The organism is Burkholderia anthina (assembly GCF_001547525.1).
GTDB classification, from domain to species: domain Bacteria; phylum Pseudomonadota; class Gammaproteobacteria; order Burkholderiales; family Burkholderiaceae; genus Burkholderia; species Burkholderia semiarida.
Genome location: NZ_CM003768.1, coordinates 1 through 16755, shown reverse-complemented (window position 1 = coordinate 16755; position 16755 = coordinate 1). Strand labels below are relative to the sequence as shown.

Sequence of the window (16755 nt, the reverse complement as noted above, 5' to 3'; positions counted from 1 at the left end):
GCAATTTTAACAACCCGCTCGCGCGACGCGTGGCGAATCGCAGGATGTTGGCCATTCGGTCAGGGTTCTTTCGCGTGCATCACGATGCCTGTCGCCGCCATGCCGAAGGCGATCGCGGAGCATGCGCCGGCGCGGCACAGGCGCGTCATGCGCGTGAACGAAGGACAAAAAAAACCGCCCGGCAGAACCGGGCGGTTTCGGTGACAGCGATGATAGCAAGGCAACGCGGCTTGCGCCGCCCCGCGCTTACTCGGCTGCCGGGTGTTGCGGCTCTTCCGCCGGCGCGCTCGGCGTGCCGAAGTCGAATGCCTCTTCCGCGGCGATCTGGTCGAAACGCTCGCGATCCGACGATTCCTTCGCCTTGCGTGCCTTGTGGAACGCGAGACCCGTACCGGCCGGAATCAGACGGCCGACGATCACGTTTTCCTTCAGGCCGCGCAGATCGTCGCGCTTGCCCATGATCGCCGCTTCGGTCAGCACGCGGGTCGTTTCCTGGAACGATGCCGCGGAGATGAACGAGTCGGTCGACAGCGAAGCCTTCGTGATACCGAGCAGCACGTTGTCGTACGAAGCCGGGCGCTTGCCCTCGGCGATCATGCGATCGTTCTCGTCCAGCATGTCGGAACGCTCGACCTGTTCGCCCGGGATGAAGCGCGTATCGCCGTTGTCGGTGATCTGCACACGACGCAGCATCTGGCGAACGATCACCTCGATGTGCTTGTCGTTGATCTTCACGCCCTGCAGACGGTACACGTCCTGCACTTCGTCGACGATGTAGCGCGACAGCGCCTCGATACCCTGCAGACGCAGGATGTCGTGCGGATCGGCCGGACCGTCCACGATCATTTCGCCCTTGTTGACGACCTGGGCATCGTGAACCAGAACCTGCTTTTCCTTCGCGATCAGGAACTCGTGCTGATTGCCCTCGAGGTCCGTGATGACGAGACGCTGCTTGCCCTTCGTGTCCTTGCCGAACGACGTCGTACCGGTGACTTCCGCGAGAATGCCGGCATCCTTCGGCGAACGCGCTTCGAACAGTTCCGCCACCCGCGGCAGACCGCCGGTAATGTCACGCGTCTTCTGCGCTTCCGTCGGGATACGTGCGAGCACTTCACCGACCTGCACCTGCTGGCCATCCTTCACGGTGATCAGTGCGCCGACCTGGAAGCCGATCTGCACCGCGTGCTCCGTGCCCGGAATCTTCACTTCCTCGCCGTTCGCGTCGAGCAGCTTCACCTGCGGACGCACGCTCTTCGAAGCCTGCGAACCGCGGCGCTTCACGTCGATCACGACCAGCGTCGACAGGCCCGTCACGTCGTCGATCTGCTTCGCGACGGTCACGCCTTCCTCGACGTTCTCGAACTTCACCGTACCACCGTACTCGGTGATGATCGGGCGCGTCAGCGGATCCCACGTGGCGAGCTGCGTGCCGGCCTTGATGGTCGCGCCGTCGAGCTGCAGCAGCGTCGCGCCGTACGGCACTTTGTGACGCTCGCGCTCGCGACCGAAGTCGTCGGTGATCATCGCCTCGCCCGAACGGGAAATGACGATCTGCTCGCCCTTCGCGTTCGTGACGTAGCGCATCGTCGCCGTGAAGCGGACGATACCGTTGCTCTTCGCTTCGACCGACGAAGCCACTGCCGCACGCGACGCCGCGCCACCGATGTGGAACGTACGCATCGTCAGCTGCGTGCCCGGCTCGCCGATCGACTGCGCGGCGATCACGCCGACCGCTTCGCCGACGTTCACGAGCGAGCCGCGGCCAAGGTCGCGGCCGTAGCAGGCTGCGCACAGGCCGTAACGCGTTTCGCAGGTCAGCGGCGTGCGCACGCGCACTTCGTCGATGCCGAGGCGTTCGATTTCCTCGACCGCCGTTTCGTCGAGCAGCGTGCCCGATTCGTACAGCGTTTCCTGCGTTTCCGGGTTCACGACGTCCGCGACCGCGACGCGGCCGAGGATACGGTCGCGCAGCGCTTCGACGACTTCACCGCCTTCGACGAGCGCCTTCATCGCCACGCCGTTCGACGTGCCGCAATCGTCTTCCACCACGACCAGATCCTGCGTGACGTCGACGAGACGACGCGTCAGGTAACCCGAGTTCGCGGTCTTCAGTGCCGTATCAGCCAGACCCTTACGTGCACCGTGGGTCGAGATGAAGTACTGCAACACGTTCAGACCTTCGCGGAAGTTCGCGGTAATCGGCGTCTCGATAATCGAGCCGTCCGGCTTCGCCATCAGGCCACGCATACCGGCCAGCTGACGAATCTGAACCGCCGAACCCCGGGCGCCCGAGTCGGCCATCATGTAGATCGAGTTGAACGACTCCTGGCGCGTCTCGTTGCCGTCGCGATCGATCACCGGCTCCGTCGACAGCTGCTCCATCATCGCCTTGCCGACCGCTTCCGACGTTGCCGACCAGATGTCGACCACGTTGTTGTAGCGTTCCTGCGCGGTGACGAGACCCGACATGTACTGGCGGTCGTACTCCTTCACCTTCTTCGCGGCGTCGCCGACGATCGTTTCCTTCTGCGGCGGCACGAGCATGTCGTCCACGCAGATCGAGATGCCGGCACGCGTCGCGAGACGGAAACCCGACTGCATCAGCTGGTCGGCGAACACGACCGTCGCACGCAGACCGCACTTGCGGAACGCCGTGTTGATCAGGCGCGAGATTTCCTTCTTCTTCAGCGGCTTGTTCAGCACCGAGAACGGCAGGCCGTGCGGCAGGATCTCCGACAGGATCGCGCGACCGACGGTCGTCGCGTACAGCGTGATCTTCGGCACGAATTCCGGCGCGCCTTCCGACGTGTCCTCGTTGCGGACCATTTCGGTGATCCGGACGTTGACGCGCGAGGCCAGCTCGACTTCCTTGTTCTCGTACGCGCGGATCACTTCCGACACGCCGGTAAACGACAGGCCTTCGCCCTTGCCGTTGATCGCTTCGCGGGTCGCGTAGTACAGACCCAGCACGATATCCTGCGACGGCACGATCGACGGATCGCCGTTGGCCGGGAACAGCACGTTGTTCGACGCGAGCATCAGCGTGCGCGCTTCCATCTGCGCTTCGAGCGACAGCGGCACGTGAACGGCCATCTGGTCACCGTCGAAGTCGGCGTTGAACGCCGCGCAGACGAGCGGGTGCAGCTGGATCGCCTTGCCTTCGATCAGCACCGGCTCGAACGCCTGGATACCGAGACGGTGCAGCGTCGGCGCACGGTTCAGCATCACCGGGTGCTCGCGGATCACCTCTTCGAGGATGTCCCACACCACCGGCGTCTGGTTCTCGACTTCCTTCTTCGCGGCCTTGATGGTCGTGGCGACGCCCATCACTTCCAGCTTGTTGAAGATGAACGGCTTGAACAGCTCGAGCGCCATCAGCTTCGGCAGACCGCACTGGTGCAGCTTCAGCGTCGGGCCGACCACGATGACCGAACGGCCCGAGTAGTCGACGCGCTTGCCCAGCAGGTTCTGACGGAAACGGCCGCCCTTGCCCTTGATCATGTCGGCGAGCGACTTCAGCGGACGCTTGTTCGCGCCCGTCATCGCCTTGCCGCGACGACCGTTGTCGAGCAGCGAGTCGACGGCTTCCTGCAGCATCCGCTTTTCGTTGCGGACGATGATTTCAGGCGCCTTCAGCTCGAGCAGACGCTTCAACCGGTTGTTCCGGTTGATCACGCGGCGATACAGGTCGTTCAGGTCCGACGTCGCGAAACGGCCGCCGTCCAGCGGCACGAGCGGACGCAGTTCCGGCGGCAGCACCGGCAGCACTTCGAGGATCATCCACTCGGGCTTGATGCCCGAGCGCTGGAATGCCTCGAGGACCTTCAGGCGCTTCGCGTACTTCTTGATCTTCGCTTCCGAGCCGGTGTTCTTCAGCTCGGTGCGCAGCGTCTCGACCTGCTCGTCGATGTTGATCGCGCGCAGCAGTTCACGCACGCCTTCCGCGCCCATTTCGGCACGGAATTCGTCGCCGTATTCCTCGACCTTGTTGTAGTAATCCTCTTCGGTCATGATCTGCCGCGCCTTCAGCGGCGTCATGCCCGGTTCGATGACCACATAGGCTTCGAAGTACAGCACGCGTTCGATGTCGCGCAGCGTCATGTCGAGCACCATGCCCAGACGCGACGGCAGCGACTTCAGGAACCAGATGTGCGCGACCGGCGAGGCCAGCTCGATGTGGCCCATCCGTTCGCGACGCACCTTCGCCAGCGTCACTTCGACGCCGCACTTCTCGCAGATCACGCCGCGGTGCTTCAGACGCTTGTACTTGCCGCACAGGCACTCGTAGTCCTTGATCGGCCCGAAGATCTTCGCGCAGAACAGACCATCGCGTTCCGGCTTGAACGTACGGTAGTTGATGGTCTCCGGCTTCTTCACTTCGCCGAACGACCACGAACGGATCTTGTCGGGCGAGGCCAGACCGATCTTGATCGCGTCGAAAACTTCTTCCTGTTGGACTTGCTTGAATAGATCGAGCAGAGCTTTCATTGCTTTCTCTCCGTAGTCCGATTAATTGCGGTCGAGATCGATATCGATACCGAGCGAGCGGATTTCCTTCACGAGCACGTTGAAGGATTCCGGCATGCCTGCATCGATCACGTGATCGCCCTTGACGAGGTTTTCGTACACCTTCGTCCGGCCGGTCACGTCGTCCGACTTCACCGTCAGCATTTCCTGCAGCACGTAGGACGCGCCGTACGCTTCGAGTGCCCACACTTCCATTTCACCGAAACGCTGACCACCGAACTGCGCCTTACCACCCAGCGGCTGCTGCGTGACGAGCGAGTACGGGCCGGTCGAACGCGCGTGCATCTTGTCGTCGACCAGGTGGTGCAGCTTCAGGTAGTGCATGTAGCCGAGCGTCACGCGACGTTCGAACATTTCACCCGTGCGGCCGTCGTACAGGCGGACCTGGTTCTTCGACGGGTTCATGCCCAGCTGTTCGGCGATGTCGTCCGGGAACGCGAGGTCGAGCATCTTGCCCATTTCTTCCTCGGTCGCACCGTCGAACACCGGCGTCGCGAACGGCACGCCTTCGCGCAGGTTCTTCGCGAGTTCGAGGATCTCGTCGTCGGTGAAGCTTTCCAGATCTTCCTGGCGGCCCGACTCGTTGTAGATCTTCGTCAGGAACGCGCGCAGCTCCTCGATCTTCGCCTGACGCTGCAGCATTTCGCCGATACGCCAGCCGAGGCCCTTCGCGGCCCAGCCGAGGTGCACTTCCAGAACCTGACCCACGTTCATCCGCGACGGCACGCCGAGCGGGTTCAGCACGACGTCTGCCGGACGGCCGTCGGCCATGTACGGCATGTCTTCGATCGGAACGATCTTCGACACGACACCCTTGTTACCGTGACGGCCCGCCATCTTGTCGCCAGGCTGCAGGCGGCGCTTCACCGCGAGGTACACCTTGACCATCTTCAGCACGCCCGGCGGCAGTTCGTCGCCTTGCGTGAGCTTCTTGCGCTTCTCTTCGAACGCGAGGTCGAACTGGTGACGCTTCTCTTCGATCGAGTTCTTGATCGCTTCGAGCTGCGCCGCCGCTTCGTCGTCCGCGAGGCGGATGTCGAACCAGTGGTAATGGTCGAGGTCTTCCAGGTAAGCCTGGTCGATCTTCGTGCCCTTCGCGAGCTTCTTCGGACCGCCGTTCGCGACCTTGCCCACGAGCATGCGCGCGAGACGCTGGAACGCGTCGCCTTCCACGATGCGCAGCTGGTCGTTCAGGTCGAGACGGTAGCGCTTCAGTTCGTCGTCGATGATCTGTTGCGCACGCTTGTCGCGCTGGATGCCTTCACGCGTGAACACCTGGACGTCGATCACCGTACCGCTCATGCCCGACGGCACGCGCAGCGACGTATCCTTCACGTCCGAAGCCTTCTCGCCGAAGATCGCGCGCAGCAGCTTCTCTTCCGGCGTCAGCTGGGTCTCGCCCTTCGGCGTGACCTTGCCGACCAGCACGTCGCCTGCTTCGACTTCCGCACCGATGTACACGATGCCCGATTCGTCGAGACGGCCGAGCTGGACTTCCGCCAGGTTCGAGATGTCGCGCGTGATTTCTTCCGGCCCGAGCTTCGTGTCGCGTGCAACGACGTTCAACTCTTCGATGTGGATCGACGTGTAGCGATCGTCCGCGACGACCTTCTCCGAGATCAGGATCGAATCCTCGAAGTTGTAGCCGTTCCACGGCATGAACGCGATCAGCATGTTCTGGCCGAGCGCGAGCTCGCCCAGGTCCGTCGAGGCGCCGTCGGCCAGCACGTCGCCGCGCGAGACCTTGTCGCCCATCTTCACGATCGGACGCTGGTTGATGTTCGTGTTCTGGTTCGAACGCGTGTACTTGATCAGGTTGTAGATGTCGACACCGACTTCACCCGCGACCGCTTCGTCGTCATTCACGCGAATCACGATACGGCCTGCGTCGACGTAGTCGACCACACCGCCGCGGAACGCCTGAACCGTCGTACCCGAGTCGACCGCGCAGGTGCGCTCGATGCCGGTACCGACGACCGGCTTTTCCGGACGCAGACACGGCACGGCCTGACGCTGCATGTTCGAACCCATCAGTGCGCGGTTCGCGTCATCGTGCTCGAGGAACGGGATCAGCGACGCTGCCACCGACACGATCTGCGACGGCGCGACGTCCATGTACTGGATCCGGTCCGGCGTGACCATCATCGTTTCGCCGGCTTCGCGCGACGACACGAGTTCGTCGATCAGTCGGCCGTCTTCGTCGATCGCGGCGTTCGCCTGGGCGATCATGTAGCGACCTTCCTCGATCGCCGACAGGTAGTCGATCTGATCGGTCACCTTGCCGTCCACGACCTTGCGGTACGGCGTCTCGAGGAAGCCGTACTCGTTCAGGTGCGCATACAGTGCGAGCGAGTTGATCAGGCCGATGTTCGGACCTTCCGGCGTCTCGATCGGGCACACGCGGCCGTAGTGGGTCGGGTGCACGTCACGGACTTCGAAGCCTGCGCGCTCGCGCGTCAGACCGCCCGGGCCCAGTGCGGAAACACGGCGCTTGTGCGTGATTTCCGACAGCGGGTTGGTCTGGTCCATGAACTGCGACAGCTGCGACGAACCGAAGAACTCGCGGATCGCCGACGAAATCGGCTTCGAGTTGATCAGGTCGTGCGGCATCAGGTTTTCGCTTTCGGCCTGGCCGAGGCGTTCCTTGACCGCGCGCTCGACACGCACGAGACCGGCGCGGAACTGGTTTTCCGCCAGTTCGCCGACGCAACGCACGCGACGGTTGCCGAGGTGGTCGATGTCGTCCACTTCGCCCTTGCCGTTACGCAGCTCGACGAGGATCTTGATCGTCGCGAGGATGTCGTCGTCCTGCAGCGTCATCGGGCCGACGATCTCGTCGCGGCCGACGCGGCGGTTGAACTTCATGCGGCCGACCTTCGACAGGTCGTACGCTTCTTCGCTGTAGAACAGACGGTTGAACAGCGCCTCGACCGCTTCTTCGGTCGGCGGCTCGCCCGGACGCATCATGCGGTAGATCGCGATGCGCGCGGCCGTCTTGTCGGTCGTTTCGTCGACACGCAGCGTCGACGAGATGTACGGACCTTGGTCCAGATCGTTCGTGTAGAGCGTCTGGATGTCCTTGATGCCCGCTTCGCGCAGCTTCTCGAGCACGCTTTCCGTGACTTCGTCGTTCGCGCTCGCGATCACTTCGCCGGTGTCGCCGTCGACGACGTTCTTCGCCAGCACGCGGCCGAGCAGATAGTCTTCCGGTACCGAGATGAACTTGGTCTTCGCGGCTTCGAGGTCGCGAATGTGCTTCGCGTTGATCCGCTTGTCCTTCTGGACGATGACCTTGCCGTCGCGATCCGTGATGTCGAAGCGCGCGACTTCGCCACGCAGGCGCTCGGGCACGAACTCGAGTTGCGCGCCTTCGTCCATCAGCGTGAAGTTGTCGAACACGAAGAAGTTCGCGAGGATCTGTTCCGGCGTCAGACCGATGGCCTTCAGCAGGATCGTGACCGGCATCTTGCGGCGACGGTCGACGCGGAAGTACAGGATGTCCTTCGGATCGAATTCGAAGTCGAGCCACGAGCCGCGGTACGGAATGATCCGTGCCGAGAACAGCAGCTTGCCCGAGCTGTGCGTCTTGCCCTTGTCGTGTTCGAAGAACACGCCCGGCGAACGGTGCAGCTGCGAGACGATGACACGCTCGGTGCCGTTGATGACGAACGAGCCCGTCGGCGTCATGAGCGGAATTTCGCCCATGTACACTTCCTGCTCCTTCACTTCCTTGACGACCGGCTTGTTCGGCGATTCCTTGTCGAGGATGACGAGGCGGACCTTCGCGCGCAGCGCGGAGCAGTACGTCAGGCCGCGCTGCTGGCATTCCTTGATGTTGAATGCCGGCGACGACAGCGCATAGCTCACGAACTCGAGGCGCGCGAAACCGTTGTGCGAAACAATGGGAAATACCGACGTGAACGCGGCCTGCAAACCCTCGGGCTTACGTTGCGTCGCGGGCACATCGGCTTGCAGAAACGTGCTGAATGATTCAAGCTGAGTAGCCAGCAAGAACGGAACTTGGTGAACGATGGGGCGCTTCGCGAAACTCTTGCGAATGCGCTTCTTCTCGGTGAAGGAATATTGCATACGATCTCCGAATCACGGCGGGTGCTATCGAGGCGGAATACCTGGACGTTTCAAACCCGAGTGTTCACCGACTGAGACCCGATGGCCGTTCGACGGCTTGAACGAGCCGAGAAGCTTGGTGGTTGGCCGCTACCAACCGCTGGCTGACGGCAGCGGATGCCTGTGTTGCCCGCTACCCGACCAAACTTGCCTTCTGCAGTCGCTTCAGAAGACAAAGAGAACCGCCAATCGTAAGTGATGCATCACAACGATCAGGCGGTTTTCTTTGGCTTCTGGGGCCGATTATTCGGGCTCCCGAATGAGTGCCAGAATAACGTCCCCACAAAGCACAAAAAGGCCGGCGGTGAAAATACCGCCAGCCTTCGCACAGCGCGCCGAAACTTACTTGACTTCGACCTTCGCGCCAGCTTCTTCCAGCTTCTTCTTGGCTTCTTCAGCAGCAGCCTTGTCGACGCCTTCCTTGATGGGCTTCGGTGCACCGTCAACCAGGTCCTTCGCTTCCTTCAGGCCCAGGCCCGTCAGTTCGCGAACGGCCTTGATGACCGAAACCTTGTTGGCGCCGGCTTCAGCCAGGACGACCGTGAATTCGGTCTTCTCTTCTGCAGCAGCAGCAGCGCCGCCGCCTGCCGGGCCAGCGACTGCCACTGCAGCTGCCGACACGCCAAACTTCTCTTCGAATGCCTTGACCAGTTCGTTCAGTTCCAGAACGGTCATCCCTTCGACTGCTGCCAGGATGTCTTCTTTTGCGATTGCCATTTGAAATACTCCTAAATTGAATTCGGATACAGCCAGCGATCAATGACGCTGATGCACGTTCGCTTACGCAGCTTCCGCTTGCTTCTTCTCGGCCAGCGCGGCCAGAGCACGCGCGAAGCCCGAAACAGGCGCTTGCATAACGAACAGCAGCTTCGAGAGCAGTTCTTCGCGGCTCGGGATGCTTGCCAGCGCTTGCACGCCAGCCTTGTCCATCACCTTGCCATCGAACGAACCAGCCTTGATGACCAACTTGTCATTGCTCTTGCTGAAGTCGTTGACGACCTTAGCAGCGGCAATTGCATCTTCCGAGATGCCGTAGATCAGCGGACCAGTCATCTGCTCTGCCAGCGGAGCAAACGGCGTACCTTCGACAGCGCGACGCGCCAGCGTGTTCTTCAACACGCGCAGGTAAACCTTTTGCTCACGCGCTTGCGCGCGCAGCTTGGTCAGATCGCCAACCGCAATTCCACGATACTCAGCCAGCACAACGGTCTGGGCCTTCGCGACTTGCGCGGAAACCTCAGCGACGACGGCTTGCTTGTCTTCTCTATTAAGCGGCACGGTTAGCCTCCAGAAACGATACGTTCGGCCTTGCCGGTATGGCGAAACCTCACGTACCTCGTTCAACAACGGCGTCCGACCTCGTTAGGAGTATTTCCACCTCATGCCGCGAATCGCTTCGCGGCCTGCGGCTTCACCACTGCAAAACTTTTTCGGGTTCGCCATCTGCGTTGGCTTGAATTAAGGGGATCACCTGACTGCTGCGCCCCACCAACGGTCTTTGATAACCGGTTGCCCGCCCTGCTGCACGAACAACCGCCCAAAGCCCATGTGGACCGCTTCGCGAGCGAAGCGGCCCGAATACTTGCTTACTGTGCTGCCAGCGTAGCCTGGTCGACGCGCACGCCGACGCCCATCGTGCTCGACAGTGCGATCTTGCGCAGGTACACGCCCTTGCTCGTTGCCGGCTTTGCCTTCTGCAGCGCTTCGATCAGCGCCGACAGGTTCGAACGCAGCGCGGTCGGCTCGAACGATGCACGGCCGATGGTCGCATGGATGATACCGGCCTTGTCGACACGGAATTGCACCTGACCAGCCTTCGCGTTCTTGACGGCGGTTGCGACGTCCGGCGTGACCGTACCGACCTTCGGGTTCGGCATCAGGCCGCGCGGCCCGAGGATCTGGCCGAGCGTACCGACGATACGCATCGTGTCCGGCGAAGCGATCACGATGTCGAAGTCCATCTGGCCAGCCTTGATCTGCTCGGCCAGGTCTTCCATACCGACGATTTCCGCGCCAGCTGCACGAGCTTGCTCGGCCTTTTCGCCTTGCGCGAACACGGCAACGCGAACCGACTTGCCCGTACCTGCCGGGAGAACGACCGAACCACGAACGACCTGGTCCGACTTCTTCGCATCGATGCCGAGCTGGACTGCGACGTCGATCGACTCGTCGAACTTCGCGCTCGCGCATTCCTTCACGAGGCTCAGCGCGTCTTCGATCGCGTACAGCTTCTGACGGTCGACCTTGGCGGCAAATGCCTGACGGCGCTTGGAGATCTTAGCCATTTACACGCCCTCCACAGTGATACCCATCGAGCGTGCGCTACCAGCGATGGTGCGAACGGCTGCGTCCAGATCAGCTGCCGTAAGGTCCGGCATCTTGGTCTTCGCGATTTCTTCGGCTTGAGCGCGCGTGATCGAACCGACCTTGTCGGTGTGCGGCTTGCTCGAGCCCTTGTCCACCTTCGCCGCCTTCTTGATCAGGACGGTCGCCGGCGGCGTCTTCATCACGAACGTGAAGCTCTTGTCAGCGAATGCCGTGATGACCACCGGCACCGGCAGACCCGGCTCCATGCCTTGAGTCTGCGCGTTGAACGCCTTGCAGAACTCCATGATGTTCAGGCCGCGCTGGCCCAGTGCCGGACCAACCGGCGGCGACGGGTTGGCTTTACCTGCAGGGATCTGCAGCTTGATAAAGCCGATAATCTTCTTTGCCATTTGAAACCTCATTGGAACGCCGGAGAAGGCGTTCGGTGAGTGATAACGCGCTTTCGCCGCTGGCTACTGACGCTCCTCAACGGCCATGACGCGGGCCGTAAGCGCGAAGGTGGGCAGCCGAGGCTGCCCACCGAATCGGGATCAAACTTTTTCGACCTGACCGAACTCGAGTTCGACGGGGGTCGAGCGGCCAAAGATGGTGACCGACACACGCACGCGCGATTTCTCGTAGTTGACTTCTTCGACGGTGCCGTTGAAGTCCGTGAACGGGCCTTCCTTGACACGCACCATCTCGCCGACTTCGAACAGGGTCTTCGGGCGCGGCTTTTCGACGCCTTCCTGCATCTGCGACATGATCTTCTCGACTTCCTTCGGGGAAATCGGGGTCGGGCGGTTACGCGCACCGCCGACGAAACCAGTGACCTTCGCGGTGTTCTTCACGAGGTGCCACGTTTCGTCCGTCATTTCCATTTCCACCAGCACGTAGCCAGGGAAGAAACGACGTTCGGTCACAGCCTTGTGGCCGCCTTTGACTTCGACCACTTCTTCGGTCGGAACCAGGATCTGACCGAATTTGTCCTGCATGCCAGCACGTTCGATGCGCTCTTGAAGCGCGCGTTGCACGCTCTTCTCCATACCGGAGTAGGCGTGCACGACGTACCAACGCTTTCCGCTCGGGGATGCCGGAGTATCGCTCATATCATTTCCAACCCAGAATCGCCGAGAAAATCACCCATTCGATCGATTTGTCGCTCAACCAGAGGAAAATCGCCATCACGAGCACGAAACCGAACACGACGAGTGTGGTTTGCGTTGCTTCCTTGCGGGTGGGCCATACGACCTTCCGGACTTCCTTGTACGAATCCTTGGCAAACGCGATGAGGCTCTTGCCAGGGGCGGACATCAGCCCGACGGCCACGCCGGCGATGATACCTACCGCCAACGCGGCACCGCGGACATACCACTGCTGATTGGCCAGCCAGAAGAAGCCCACGAATCCGGCCAACACCAGCAATACGCCCAGGGCCAGCATCAGCTTATCGCCGGAGGTATTTACAGTTTCGACGGATGGATTCGCCATAACACCTTAAAACAAATGCCACGTGGGACACGTGGCGATTTTTGGCAGGGGCAGAGGGAATCGAACCCCCAACCTTCGGTTTTGGAGACCGACGCTCTGCCAGTTGAGCTATACCCCTAAACCATGTTGGGGCCGGCTGCTGCCAGCCCCAAAACTGTCGATCAACGAATAACTGGCTTACTCGATGATCTTGGCGACGACGCCGGCGCCGACGGTACGGCCGCCTTCGCGGATCGCGAAGCGCAGACCTTCTTCCATCGCGATCGGAGCGATCAGCTTCACCGTGATCGACACGTTGTCGCCCGGCATCACCATTTCCTTGTCCTTCGGCAGCTCGATCGAGCCCGTCACGTCCGTCGTACGGAAGTAGAACTGCGGACGGTAGTTGTTGAAGAACGGCGTGTGACGGCCGCCTTCGTCCTTGCTCAGCACGTACACTTCAGCCGTGAAGTGCGTGTGCGGCGTGATCGAACCCGGCTTCGCCAGAACCTGGCCACGCTCCACGTCTTCACGCTTCGTGCCGCGCAGCAGGATACCCACGTTGTCGCCTGCCTGACCTTGGTCCAGCAGCTTGCGGAACATTTCCACGCCCGTGCAGGTCGTCTTCACCGTCGGCTTGATACCGACGATTTCGATTTCCTCTCCGACCTTGATGATGCCGCGCTCGACACGACCCGTCACCACCGTACCACGGCCCGAGATCGAGAACACGTCTTCCACCGGCATCAGGAACGCGCCGTCAACCGCACGCTCCGGCGTCGGGATGTACGTGTCCAGTGCGTCTGCCAGGTTCATGATCGCCACTTCGCCCAGCTCGCCCGTGTCGCCTTCCAGCGCCAGCTTCGCCGAACCCTTCACGATCGGCGTGTCGTCGCCCGGGAAGTCGTACTTCGACAGCAGTTCGCGAACTTCCATTTCGACCAGCTCGAGCAGTTCCGCGTCGTCCACCATGTCGCACTTGTTCAGGAACACGATGATGTACGGAACGCCAACCTGACGCGCCAGCAGGATGTGCTCACGCGTTTGCGGCATCGGGCCGTCTGCTGCCGAGCAAACCAGGATCGCGCCGTCCATCTGCGCCGCGCCCGTGATCATGTTCTTCACGTAGTCAGCGTGGCCCGGGCAGTCGACGTGTGCGTAGTGGCGGTTAGCCGTTTCGTACTCGACGTGTGCCGTGTTGATCGTGATGCCGCGCGCCTTTTCTTCCGGTGCCGCGTCGATCTGGTCGTACGCCTTCGCTTCGCCGCCGAACTTCTTCGTCAGAACCGTCGTGATCGCTGCCGTCAGCGTCGTCTTGCCATGGTCAACGTGACCAATCGTACCAACGTTCACGTGCGGCTTGGTCCGCTCAAACTTTTCCTTGGCCATTTTCAACTCCCAAAAGGAATTTCACAGGTTGCGCCGCGCGCAAACAAGACACTGACTTTTTACTGCTGGTGCCCATGGGCAGGATCGAACTGCCGACCTCTCCCTTACCAAGGGAGTGCTCTACCACTGAGCCACATGGGCGCTACGCTTCAACTTAGCGGTCTGGAGCGGGTGAAGGGAATCGAACCCTCGTCGTAAGCTTGGAAGGCTTCTGCTCTACCATTGAGCTACACCCGCACGGGCCACTAACGATTCCTTGCCGCTCACTGCGCTGATATCTTGGTGGAGGAGGTTGGATTCGAACCAACGTAGGCGTAAGCCAACAGATTTACAGTCTGCCCCCTTTAGCCACTCGGGCACCCCTCCGTAGAGAACTGACGATTATGGGGGTGCATCGCACTCCTGTCAAGCATATCCGGAAGATTATTTTCACGTTCTTCCCGACCTCTGCTTCCCGCCGATCGCCGCCCTTGCCCGGCTAAGGCAAGCGCGAGATGTTGCCGACCGGCACCACATCTTCGTCAGACTCCGCCTTCAGCGCCGATCTGCATCTGCGCTAAAAACGAAAGACCGCCATCATACGGCCTCTTTCGCACAATGCCAAGCGGGTAAGCACAAAATTTCGGCAAATTTCGTGCCGGGCGGGGTACCCGGCGCGGTCGCCCGCTGTTCGCGGAGGCCCGGAGGGGCGTTCAGCGGAAAATAGGGACTTACAGGCGACCTTGGGCCGCTCTGGCTTCCTCGTCAGGGGCGGCCTGTGGGACAGAGCTTTTCGCCTCCTCTAGGAGGCAGCAGGCCAACGTCAGCATCTGGTCATGCTGACCGCTGCGAATCGTCGGTATTACGCGAAATCGCAACCGCTCGTGCGCGGCCATCCACCAGAACCAGATTGGGGCGCCGTCCTCGTTGTCGCAATTGCTCGAGCAGACGCGCCACGTGAACATCCACCAGCGAGAAGTCGACCTCGATGTGCGGAAACCGCCGGTTCCACGTATCGATAATGGCCAACATTCGAATACGTCGACCACGCACCAGCGCGTCAGCAACGAAGTCCACCGCCCGGCTTTTGTCGATGCCATTGGGTGTCGGCATGACCGCGCCAATGACTCGGACGCTTCTTTCGCCGTTTCAGGCGAAGCGATAGACCCTCTCGGCGCAGCAAGACGTGCGGGCGAGGCGAGCCAAACCGTGGCCGCTGCTGCGCCAGTTCGCATTGTCGTTGCCGCACTTGCTGGTCGGTGTGGCGGGGCCGGCCGCCGCAACGTCCGGCGATTCAGGCGAATAAACGTGCACGCGTGCTTCGCCAGCCACAAGCCATCCGGCGCCCGTACAGCAAGGCGGGACTGGGCGTGCGCAAGCGGCGACGCAAGCGTATTGCGGCCGTCGAGCGCACGCCGCTGCCGTTACCAACAGGCCCGGATCAGAGTTGGTCGATGGACCGCGTTTCCGGCAGGCTGGTCTATGGCCCCGGTTTCGATGCCAGAACGTGGTTGACGACTATACGCGCGAGTGCCTGGCCATCGAAGTTGATACTTTGCTCCCGGGCTTACGAGCGCAGCAAGTGCTCGAGCGGCCCAAGGAGATGCGACGCGTGCCCACACCCATCCACGGTCGACAACGGACCGGAGTCCGCTGATAAGGTTCTGGGTGCATGGGCCTACGAAGCGGGCGTTACGCCGTCGTTCATTCGACCTGGCAAGCCGGTGGAGAATGCCGACATCGAGAGCTTCAACAGGCGGTTCCGAAATGAATGCCTGAGCGAACACCGGTTCGCCTCAATGCGCCACGCCAAGCGGCTGATTGAGGAATTGTGTATCGAGTACAGCACCGAGCTGGCTCATAGCTCGCTCGGCTATCTCACGCCGGCGCAGTTCGCCCGGGCGCACGACGAAAAGCAGCAGTTTTTAACCTCGGACTCTAACTGCAGTCCGGACTGAAACCGGACAGGTCCGCAGGAGCGCAGGAGCGCAGGAGCGCAGGAGCGCAGGAGCGCAGGAGCGCAGATGGAACGGGTGCGGCCCGAAGCATGCCTTTCGGGATGCCGAAATGCAAAAACCCCGCCTTTCGGGCGGGGGTTCTTGGCTTAGGGAGCCTGACGATTACCTACTTTCCACACGGGAATCCGCACTATCATCGGCGTGGAGTCGTTTCACGGGTCCTGTTCGGGATGGGAAGGGGTGGGACCGACTCGCTATGGTCATCAGGCAAAGGGGGTTGTTCTGCTGGCGTGGCCAACAGAACCAATCTTGGAAGAAGCAGTAATTAGGTTGTGTGTATCACACACGAGAATCCAACATGTCTCGTCTTGCTACGCAGGTCACCGGCCACTTCAACCGGCGCGCCGCATCGATCAGCTTCGCTGCTCGACGCTCTGCGTGGGATGCTCGTAAGTGCTGAAGCACTAACGATCATCGACACAAGGCAGACTTGTTATGAGGATCAAGCCTTACGGGCAATTAGTATCGGTTAGCTGAACGCATTACTGCGCTTACACACCCGACCTATCAACGTCCTGGTCTCGAACGACCCTTCAAGGAGGTCAAGCCTCCAGGGATATCTCATCTTAAGGCGAGTTTCCCGCTTAGATGCTTTCAGCGGTTATCTCTTCCGAACATAGCTACCCGGCGATGCCACTGGCGTGACAACCGGTACACCAGAGGTTCGTCCACTCCGGTCCTCTCGTACTAGGAGCAGCCCCCTTCAAATATCCAACGCCCACGGCAGATAGGGACCAAACTGTCTCACGACGTTTTAAACCCAGCTCACGTACCTCTTTAAATGGCGAACAGCCATACCCTTGGGACCGGCTACAGCCCCAGGATGAGATGAGCCGACATCGAGGTGCCAAACACCGCCGTCGATATGAACTCTTGGGCGGTATCAGCCTGTTATCCCCAGAGTACCTTTTATCCGTTGAGCGATGGCCCTTCCATA

Annotated in this window: 11 protein-coding genes, 4 tRNA genes, 1 rRNA gene and 1 other annotated feature; of the genes, 1 reads left to right on the top strand and 15 read right to left on the bottom strand. The window is 61.1% G+C overall.

Translation table 11 applies throughout. The features are described from left to right. Positions 1 to 246: 246 nt before the first annotated feature. The 14 genes from rpoC to WS64_RS34090 form a co-directional block, all read right to left on the bottom strand. Positions 247 to 4488, bottom strand: coding sequence for a DNA-directed RNA polymerase subunit beta' (rpoC, locus tag WS64_RS00085; protein ID WP_006482896.1), 4242 nt, complete (start codon positions 4486 to 4488; stop codon positions 247 to 249). A 21-nt stretch (positions 4489 to 4509) separates the two neighbouring features. Beyond that, positions 4510 to 8616 carry a DNA-directed RNA polymerase subunit beta gene (gene rpoB / locus WS64_RS00080; protein ID WP_034209726.1) on the bottom strand — a complete coding sequence of 1369 codons (4107 nt, stop codon included), beginning with the start codon at positions 8614 to 8616 and terminating at the stop codon, positions 4510 to 4512. A 381-nt stretch (positions 8617 to 8997) separates the two neighbouring features. Continuing rightward, positions 8998 to 9372, bottom strand: a complete 375-nt coding sequence (gene rplL / locus WS64_RS00075) for a 50S ribosomal protein L7/L12 (RefSeq protein ID WP_006482911.1) — start codon at positions 9370 to 9372, stop codon at positions 8998 to 9000. Positions 9373 to 9435: 63 nt separating this feature from the next. Next, positions 9436 to 9933 carry a 50S ribosomal protein L10 gene (gene rplJ, locus WS64_RS00070; protein ID WP_006482916.1) on the bottom strand — a complete coding sequence of 166 codons (498 nt, stop codon included), beginning with the start codon at positions 9931 to 9933 and terminating at the stop codon, positions 9436 to 9438. A gap of 308 nt (positions 9934 to 10241) precedes the next feature. Next, on the bottom strand, positions 10242 to 10940 hold the full coding sequence (gene rplA, locus WS64_RS00065; RefSeq protein ID WP_006482906.1) for a 50S ribosomal protein L1: 699 nt from the start codon (positions 10938 to 10940) through the stop codon (positions 10242 to 10244). Then, complete coding sequence (gene rplK / locus WS64_RS00060; protein WP_006477201.1) at positions 10941 to 11372, bottom strand: 50S ribosomal protein L11; 432 nt, start codon at positions 11370 to 11372, stop codon at positions 10941 to 10943. A gap of 141 nt (positions 11373 to 11513) precedes the next feature. After that, positions 11514 to 12071: a transcription termination/antitermination protein NusG gene (gene nusG, locus WS64_RS00055; RefSeq protein ID WP_006400672.1), complete on the bottom strand. Its 558-nt coding sequence runs from the start codon at positions 12069 to 12071 to the stop codon at positions 11514 to 11516. Between the two features lies 1 nt (position 12072). Next, on the bottom strand, positions 12073 to 12453 hold the full coding sequence (gene secE, locus WS64_RS00050) for a preprotein translocase subunit SecE (RefSeq protein ID WP_006482892.1): 381 nt from the start codon (positions 12451 to 12453) through the stop codon (positions 12073 to 12075). 42 nt (positions 12454 to 12495) lie between these two features. Beyond that, positions 12496 to 12571, bottom strand: a tRNA-Trp gene (locus WS64_RS00045). Positions 12572 to 12630: 59 nt separating this feature from the next. After that, on the bottom strand, positions 12631 to 13821 hold the full coding sequence (gene tuf / locus WS64_RS00040) for an elongation factor Tu (protein WP_034209732.1): 1191 nt from the start codon (positions 13819 to 13821) through the stop codon (positions 12631 to 12633). Positions 13822 to 13887: 66 nt separating this feature from the next. Further along, positions 13888 to 13962, bottom strand: a tRNA-Thr gene (locus WS64_RS00035). Between the two features lie 22 nt (positions 13963 to 13984). Then, positions 13985 to 14058: transfer RNA gene (locus WS64_RS00030), tRNA-Gly, on the bottom strand. A gap of 43 nt (positions 14059 to 14101) precedes the next feature. Further along, a tRNA-Tyr gene (locus WS64_RS00025) sits at positions 14102 to 14187 on the bottom strand. A gap of 447 nt (positions 14188 to 14634) precedes the next feature. Beyond that, the gene (locus tag WS64_RS34090; RefSeq protein WP_155720378.1) at positions 14635 to 14913 is read right to left on the bottom strand and encodes a hypothetical protein; all 279 of its coding nucleotides are present in this window, start codon (positions 14911 to 14913) and stop codon (positions 14635 to 14637) included. A 203-nt stretch (positions 14914 to 15116) separates the two neighbouring features. Between WS64_RS34090 and WS64_RS32010 the strand changes: the two genes are divergently transcribed. Next, complete coding sequence (locus WS64_RS32010) at positions 15117 to 15758, top strand: integrase core domain-containing protein (protein ID WP_155720377.1); 642 nt, start codon at positions 15117 to 15119, stop codon at positions 15756 to 15758. Positions 15759 to 15911: 153 nt separating this feature from the next. Here WS64_RS32010 and rrf read toward each other — a convergent pair. Then, positions 15912 to 16026 (bottom strand): 5S ribosomal RNA (gene rrf, locus WS64_RS00010). A 230-nt stretch (positions 16027 to 16256) separates the two neighbouring features. Continuing rightward, positions 16257 to 16755: a sequence feature (23S ribosomal RNA rRNA prediction is too short), on the bottom strand.

Coding starts and splice junctions, on each gene's coding strand:
- rpoC (WP_006482896.1), bottom strand. CDS start 4,488: ATGAAAGCTCTGCTCGATCTATTCAAGCAAGTCCAACAGGAAGAAGTT.
- rpoB (WP_034209726.1), bottom strand. CDS start 8,616: ATGCAATATTCCTTCACCGAGAAGAAGCGCATTCGCAAGAGTTTCGCG.
- rplL (WP_006482911.1), bottom strand. CDS start 9,372: ATGGCAATCGCAAAAGAAGACATCCTGGCAGCAGTCGAAGGGATGACC.
- rplA (WP_006482906.1), bottom strand. CDS start 10,940: ATGGCTAAGATCTCCAAGCGCCGTCAGGCATTTGCCGCCAAGGTCGAC.
- rplK (WP_006477201.1), bottom strand. CDS start 11,372: ATGGCAAAGAAGATTATCGGCTTTATCAAGCTGCAGATCCCTGCAGGT.
- nusG (WP_006400672.1), bottom strand. CDS start 12,071: ATGAGCGATACTCCGGCATCCCCGAGCGGAAAGCGTTGGTACGTCGTG.
- secE (WP_006482892.1), bottom strand. CDS start 12,453: ATGGCGAATCCATCCGTCGAAACTGTAAATACCTCCGGCGATAAGCTG.
- tuf (WP_034209732.1), bottom strand. CDS start 13,821: ATGGCCAAGGAAAAGTTTGAGCGGACCAAGCCGCACGTGAACGTTGGT.
- WS64_RS34090 (WP_155720378.1), bottom strand. CDS start 14,913: ATGCCGACACCCAATGGCATCGACAAAAGCCGGGCGGTGGACTTCGTT.